The sequence below is a fragment of the Actinomadura sp. WAC 06369 genome, from assembly GCF_003947565.1.
In the GTDB taxonomy this organism is placed as follows: Bacteria; Actinomycetota; Actinomycetes; order Streptosporangiales; family Streptosporangiaceae; genus Spirillospora; species Spirillospora rifamycini.
In genome coordinates, this window is sequence record NZ_QHJN01000259.1 from 1 (window position 1) to 7,064 (window position 7,064).

The 7,064-nt window shown below is 76.5% G+C and carries 2 protein-coding genes; both read left to right on the plus strand.

Features of this window, described 5'->3' with window-relative positions:
• The first annotated feature begins 116 nt into the window (after nt 1-116).
• Nucleotides 117-3,416, plus strand: coding sequence for a hypothetical protein (locus DMH08_RS37400; RefSeq protein WP_125620955.1), 3,300 nt, complete (start codon nt 117-119; stop codon nt 3,414-3,416).
• Between the two features lie 164 nt (nt 3,417-3,580).
• A complete protein-coding gene (locus DMH08_RS37405; RefSeq protein WP_125620957.1) occupies nt 3,581-6,799 on the plus strand; it encodes a hypothetical protein in 3,219 nt (1,072 codons plus the stop codon).
• Nucleotides 6,800-7,064 lie beyond the last annotated feature (265 nt).

Consider the following 7,064-nt stretch of genomic DNA (forward strand, 5'->3'; position numbering starts at 1 on the left):
GGTGGTGTCGGGCAGGTGAACGTTGGGTGATGCCGGGCTGGTGGGGGTGTTCGGGGTGTCCGGTTTGTTGCCGGACACCTGGCCGGACGGCTGGTGTGGCGTCCATGAAGCACTCGATGCGAGCGGGGCTCACGCTGGCGGGGGGACTGTTCCTCGCCACCGCGGGCGGACTCGCCTACGACGCGATGACGGCCGCGCCCGCGCATGCGGCGGCGGGCTCGGAGCCGTGGCGGTACTGCCCGCCCTACGGCAACTACTACAACCGGCTGGACTGCGATTCGAACGGCACCCGGAAGAAGGTGCCGGGGGTCGATCCGGCGGACATCCGGCAGCAGATCGAGGAGATGCGGGAGCGCTACGGCGGGCCGTATGTGCAGCGGCCGCGGCGGAGCGCGCCGGAGGCGGCGCGGCCCGAGACGCCGAAGCAGCGGCCGGAGAGCCGGCGGACCGGGCCGCGCCGAGCGGCGAAGCGGACGGACGACGGCGCCCCCGACCGGCCCCCGTTCGTCCCGCCGGACCGGGTCGTACGGCCACCGACGGACCCACGTCCGGCACCAGACCCGAGGCCGCGCCCGACGGCGCCGAGGCCGAACTCGCCGATGCCGCCGACCGGAGGCACCGGCCAGCCGGCCGGGCCCGGCGCACCGGCGGGGCCGGGTGCGCCCGGGGCCCCGCCGCCCTGGGATGTGCCGAACACACCCTGGGCGCCGCAGCCGACGCGTCCGTCCAGGCCGGACGCCCCGCAGTCGGGCACCAGCGGGCAAACCGCCGCGGGCGAGGGAGGCGACCGTCCGAGACGGTACGGTCCGGCGAGCGATCTCGAAGACTGGATCCTGTACTTGAGGACTCGGTTCCTGATGTGGATTTCGTCCAGTCAGGCTCCGACGGAGCCCGGATACGTCTGGAAGAAGGGCGTCGAGAAGACGCTCGAGCGTTCCTGGGACAAGAACCAGAAGTCCGGCAACAACGGCATTCTCGACCCGAAGTGGGAGACTGCCTTCACCTACGTCAAGGGCGCCCTCGAAATCGGATACGCATCCTATCAGGCGTGGCTCGAAACGCCGCGTGGGAACCGGCACGAACTGCAGACGTCCTTGGAAGCCGTCGAGGACCTCCGGAAGAAGCTGAGCGACGCCAGACGGCGGGGCGATGCGGACTCGGTCGCCAAGCTGGAACGCCTCCTGAACAAAGCGAAGTCGCGTTTGCAGGGGGCGAAGGAGATCGAAAAAAAGCTCTGGCCCGGTCTTAAGGAGTTGCAGAGCGACAACAGCCAGCAAGGGCAGCAGGAGGAGCAAAGGGGACTGGAGGGACAGGAAGGCCAGGAGGGGCAGGGACAGGAAGAAGGGCAGCAGCAGCAGGGGCAAGGAGAGCCCGGGGAGAACGGCGGCCAGGGCGGTGTGGACGGGCAGGGCGAGCAGAGTGGGCAGGGTTCGCCGAACCGGTTCGGGGATCGGCAGCCGATCGTGCTGCCTGACCCGGTGGCTCCTCCGCTCGTCCCTCAGCCTGAGGATGCGCCGCAGGACGGTGGCCGTCCGCCGGAGTTTCCCCAGCGCGACCTTCCGCGGCCTGAGGTTCCCCAGCGTGACGAGCCGGTGAACCCGCCCGTGCGGCCGGACCTCCCCGGAGGGCCCGCCTCGCCCGGTCAGCCGGGTGGTCCGGACGGGCCGGGCGCGCCCGAGCAGCCCTGGGTGCCGACTCCGCCCGAGCAGCCCTGGGTGCCGACTCTGCCCGGGGATCCCGAGCCGCCCGAGACGCCGCGGACTCCCGAGAACCCCGGCCTGCCCGCCGCCCCCGAGCCGGACCTGCCCGGTGACCCGGAGCCGCCCGAGACGCCCCGGACTCCCGAGGCCCCCGGCCTTCCGGGCGACCCCGAGCGGCCCGACGCGCCGGTTCTGCCCGGGGATCCCGAGCCGCCCGAGACTCCCGAGGAGCCGGCGGACGAGCCCGGCGACGAGCCCGAGGACGATCCGTTCCGCGTGCCGCCGTTCGTCCCGGCGGTCCGGCCGGGGCCGAGCGGGCCCGGGACGGACGAGCCGCGCCGCCCGTCCGTCCGTCCGGACCTGCCCGGACGGGTGCTGGACCGTCCCCGTACGCCCACGCGGGTCGGGCCGTCGCGTCCGTCCGGTGGACGGCCGGAGGGCTCGCGCCCGTCGGACTCCCGTCCGGGCGGCGGCGACCTGTCGTCGTCGCGGCCCGGGAACGGACGGCAGGCGCCGGGCGGCGGCGGTCGCGGCGGCGGCGAGCCGGTGCGTCCGGCGGCACCGCGGCCCGGGCCCGGCGGGCCGGTGCGGACGCTGCCCGCACCCGTGCCCGGCGGGCCGGTGCGGACCCTGCCCGCGCCTGCCGGGCCGCAGGCGGGGCCGGGGCGGCCCTCGGGGCCGGCTGCGCCCGCGCCGGACCGGCCGCCTCTCGGGAACCCCAGGCCGGGGCCGGTCCCCGAGTGGGACGAGACCGGGCCGACCGTCAAGCGGGAACCGCCCATGCCGGACCGCCCTCCGCAGCAGCCGCGGCAGCCGAAGCCGCAGGCGCCGACGTTCACGCCCGACAAGGCCCCCGGCATCACGGGCAAGTCGCCGCTGCGGGGGCGCAACATCGCCGCCGAGGTCGCCACCATCGGGCTGGAGGGGCTGTACGGGAGGTTGCTCGCCCCGAAACTGAACTGGGTGGCCCAGAAGATCACCGAGGATCCGGAGTTCGCGCGGCAGTTCGCGGACGAGTACGACCGGTACCAGGACCTTTCGTGGGTCGAGCGCCGCACGCGGGACTTCAGCCAGTTCTTCGGTGCCGGCTCGGAGCGGTTCCCGGAGGACTACTTCGTGCCCGAGTTGCGGGAGCTCGTGGAGGAGGTGCTGAATCCCCCGGCGCCGCAGCAGACGTCGCCGCCCGCACCGGACGACGACCGGACCAGGTTCGGTGTGATGACCCCCAGGGACGAGGCCGGCACCCGCACGACCGAGGCGGTCTACCGCTACAAGGTCGGGGAGGAAGGCGAGAACCTGGACCTGCTGCTCCGGGACGAGCCGCGCCGGGCGCCCGCGCCGTCCGGGGAGTCCGGTCCGGAGCGGGAGGAGAAGGGCGAGTCCGGTCTCGAGCGGCACCAGCGGCTCATGGACCGGATGGACGAGCGCCGCGAGAAGAAGGAGGAGCGGCGGGAGCGCGAGGCCGAGAAGGAGCAGGAGCGCCTCGACGCGCGGGACGGCGGCGGCCGCGGCGGGGACGGCGGCCCGCCGCCCGCCCAGGGGCCGTCGAGCCCGCCGCCGGCCGCGAACCCTCCGGCGTCCGGTGGCGGGGGTGCGCCGTCGGGTGGCGGCGGTCCGGCTCCCGCGCCCGCACCCGCACCGGAGCGGTTGCACCGGCTGGAGCGGGGGCCCGAGGACGACGGCGGGCCGTCCGGTGACGCGTCCGTCCGTGTCTGACCCGCGTTCCGTCTGAGCGAGGCCCGCGCCGACCGGCGCGGGCCTCGCGCGCGGGCGTCCCTGGGGTGTCCGGGAAGTGTCCGGGAGGTGTCCGGACGCCCCGGAAGGGTTGCCGGACGCCTCGCCGGACGGATGGGCTGGCGAGCATGATCAGACCGATACGAGTGGGCTTGACCCTGGGCGGGGGATTCCTCTTCACCGTCCTCGGTGCCTTGGCCCACGACGTGCTGGCGGCGGACGCCGCGCACGCGGCGGAGGGGCCCGCGCCCCCGAGGCTCGTGCACGCGGCGTCGTCCCCGAGCGCGTCGGACAACCCCTTCGCGCAGCGCCTCGAGGAGCAGCAGCGGCGGCTGCGCGAGCGGATCGAGCGGGCCCAGGAGCAGTACCGGGTGCCGCAGACCCGGCCGCGGGACGCGGAGCCGCGCCCGTCCTCGACCGGACCGGACCGGCCCGTCCAGTTCGGCGGTGCGGACGGCCCGGACGGCGCCGGCGACCAGGACGAGCCCGGGCGGACCCCGAACCCGGAGCGACCCGAGGACACCCCGGCCAAGCCCGGACCGGACCCGGCCCCGGGCGTCCCGGGCGCGGACGGTCCCGGTTCGTCCGATGCCCCGGACCTCCCCGAGAGCGTTCCGCCGGCCTCCGGACCGGTGGGACGGGACGGCGAGGAAGACCGCACGGCGCCCGAGCGGCGCACCACCTCCGGGTGGCGCGGACGCCTCGGACCCGTCGGGCGCGGGCCGTTCCATCCCGAGCCCTGGATCATGACGAGTCCGCGCACGATGCGGGTGCTGTGGGGGCGGACCGCCGCCGCGGGCGAGGCCGTCGACCCCCTGGCCCAGCGGGCCGTGTACAGCGGTGGGCCGATACTCGCGGACGGCACCAACCCCTTCGACAACCCCGTTACGCCGCTTCGCTTCGTGCAGCCGGTCGGGGACTTCCTCGAGCCGTACCTGCGGGAGCACCGCGCGCAGGCGCTTACGAGGGCCGAGAAGCGGGCGGAACGCGCCGCCCAGGCCGTCGAGCGCGCACGTAGCCAAGGGGCCGGCACTCAGCGCGCCTACCGGCGTCTGGCCAAGGCCAACCAGGCCCTCGTCAAGGCGCGCCAGAAGCACGTGCAGGCGGTCCGCAAGGACCTGGTGGGGACGCAGCAGCGTCTCGATCGACTCGAGGCGAAGCGCGCCAACACCCGCAACCCGCTGACCCGCGGGCTCGTCTCCGACGACCTGGTCATGGCGCGCCATGCCCGGTGGAGCGCCGTGCTCGCCGCCGAGCAGCTCGACGACGAGTCCTGGGCGCGTGGGGCGGGCTGGCGCCCAGGCGAGGGCGACCGGTCCCTGTCCCCCAAGCCGTCCGGACGCACCCAGCAGCAGCCGTCGTCCGGACGCACCCAGCAGCCGTCGTCCGGACGGACCGGCGGCACGGCTCCGCGCACCGGGCCGATCCCCGGACGGGGCAGGCAGCAGGGCACCTGGCCCAGCCTCCGCACCGGACCCACCGCACCGGCCACGGCCCCGCGCACCGGGCCCAGCACCGGACGCACCGCACCGGCCGGCACCCAGCGCACCGGGCCCATCCCCGGACGCGGCGGCCGACAGGGCACCTGGCCCAGCCTCCGCACCGGACCCAGCACCGGACGCACCGCGCCCGCCGCGGCCCCGCGCACTGGCCCCGGCACTGGACGCACCGCACCGGTCGCCAACCGGCGTACCGGGCCCATTCCCGGGCGCGGCAGGCAGCAGGGCACCTGGCCCAGCCTGCGCACCGGACCGGGAACCGGACGCACCGCACCGGCCACGGCCCCCCGCACTGGGCCCAGCGCCGGACGCACCGCGTCGTCCGGCACCCAGCGCACCGGGCCCATCCCCGGACGCGGCGGCCGACAGGGCACCTGGCCCAGCCTCCGCACCGGACCCGGCGCCGGACGCACCGCGCCGGCCGCCAACCCGCGTACCGGGCCCATTCCCGGACGCGGCAATCGCCAGGGGGCCTGGCCGAGTCTCCGTGCGGACGGCGCCGGACGTGCCGCGCCGGGCGCGAGCGCGCCGCGGGGTGGGGACGATGGGTCCGGGCCCCGCTTCGGGGGGAACGGGCCGAGCGGGCCGCGTGGGACCGGTGGTGACGGTGGGGGTCTCCCGCCGACGCGGCCGGGGCCGTCCACGGGGCCCAAGCCCGTGGCGCCCGCGCCGTCCGGTGGGGCGGCGGACCCGGTGCCGCCCGGGCGTAGCTGGCCGGCGCGCGGGGTTCCCGGGGCGTCGGGCGGTCCGGTCGCGCCGCCGACCGGCCCCGGCACGCCGCCCGGACCCGGGACGCCGCCCGGTGGGGCGGGTCGTCCGTCGGTGCCGGGGTCCTCGCCCGGGGGTGTGGTGCCTCCGGCGGGTCCGGAGACGCAGCCCGGTCAGGTGCCTCCGGTGAAGCTTCCGCCGGGGGCGGGACGGCCGCCGGTCGTCGGGGTTCCGCCGTCGGCCCGGTTCCAGGGCATGACCGGGGGCTACGGCATGGCGATGAGCGGGATGGCGATGAACGCGCAGGTCATCTCGCTCAACTACGGGTTCCAGCGGGCCGAGGAAGCCAGGACGAGGGCGGACGAGCTGGCCGAGGAGTTCGCCACCGACAGGGGCGCGGCCAAGGAGTTCGTGGACGAGTACAACGAGCGGAACCGCGACTGGTGGTCGCAGGTGACCTGGGGGTTCGGCGACCACAGGTTCAAGTCCGGCGAGCTGAGCCGGGAGCTGCTCGATCGCGTCAAGGCGATGTACCCCGATCTGTTCGTGCAGCGGATCGAGGAGCCGGAGGCTCCGCCGCTGACGCCGGAGGAGATCGAGCGGCTGCCCGATCCGGCGGTGTACCGGGCGCCGGTGGGGAAGGAGGGCGTGGGCCTCGACCAGACCCTGCTGCTCCGCGATCCGAAGCCGACCGTGGTCGCGCCGGAAGGGGAGCCCGCGCCGGGTGCGGAGTCCCGTGACGAGCGTCCGCCGCGGACGGGGGTGCGGCAGTACGGCCGGGAGCTGCGGCACGGTGCCGGGTCGGGCGGCCGCATGCCCCACGAGGGGTGGCGGAGCGACGACGCGCCGCGCTACGGGAACCGGGACGAGGACGAGCGTGACGGCTCCTCGCAGCGGCGCGAGGGCAACATGCTGCACGAGGGCGGCGGCCGGGGGCCGTCGGGGCCGCCGTCCGGTGGCGCGCCGTCCGGGTCCGCCCCGGCGCCGTCCGCGCCTCCGTCCGGGGGCGGCGGGCAGCCGAGTCCGGGCAACGCCGGCGGTCCGCCGGCCAGCGGCGGGAGTGGGCCGGCGCCCGATCCCGGCCGGGGCCGGCTGAAGCGGCTGGAGCGGGGGCCCGAGGGCCGTTCGGGCAACGCTTCCCCGGACGTCCGGGTGTAGAAGCCCGGGACCGTTTCGTCCGAACGAGGCCCGCGCCGGCGACGGCGCGGGCCTCACCCGTTCGTCCGGCGGGAGGGGTCCCGGGGGCGGCGGCCGATACTTCGGGCATGCGGAAGAGTTCACGGGCGGAGGTCCGCCGGATCGCGGGGGCGGTCGCGTTCGACACGGTCATGCACCACGCGGACGCGTTCGCGCGGACGGCGTACGCCGAGGAGACGATGGGGGCGGCGGCGCGGCGGGTGGCCGAGCGGGTCGCGCGGGCGGT

Coding starts and splice junctions, on each gene's coding strand:
- DMH08_RS37400 (WP_125620955.1), top strand. CDS start 117: ATGCGAGCGGGGCTCACGCTGGCGGGGGGACTGTTCCTCGCCACCGCG.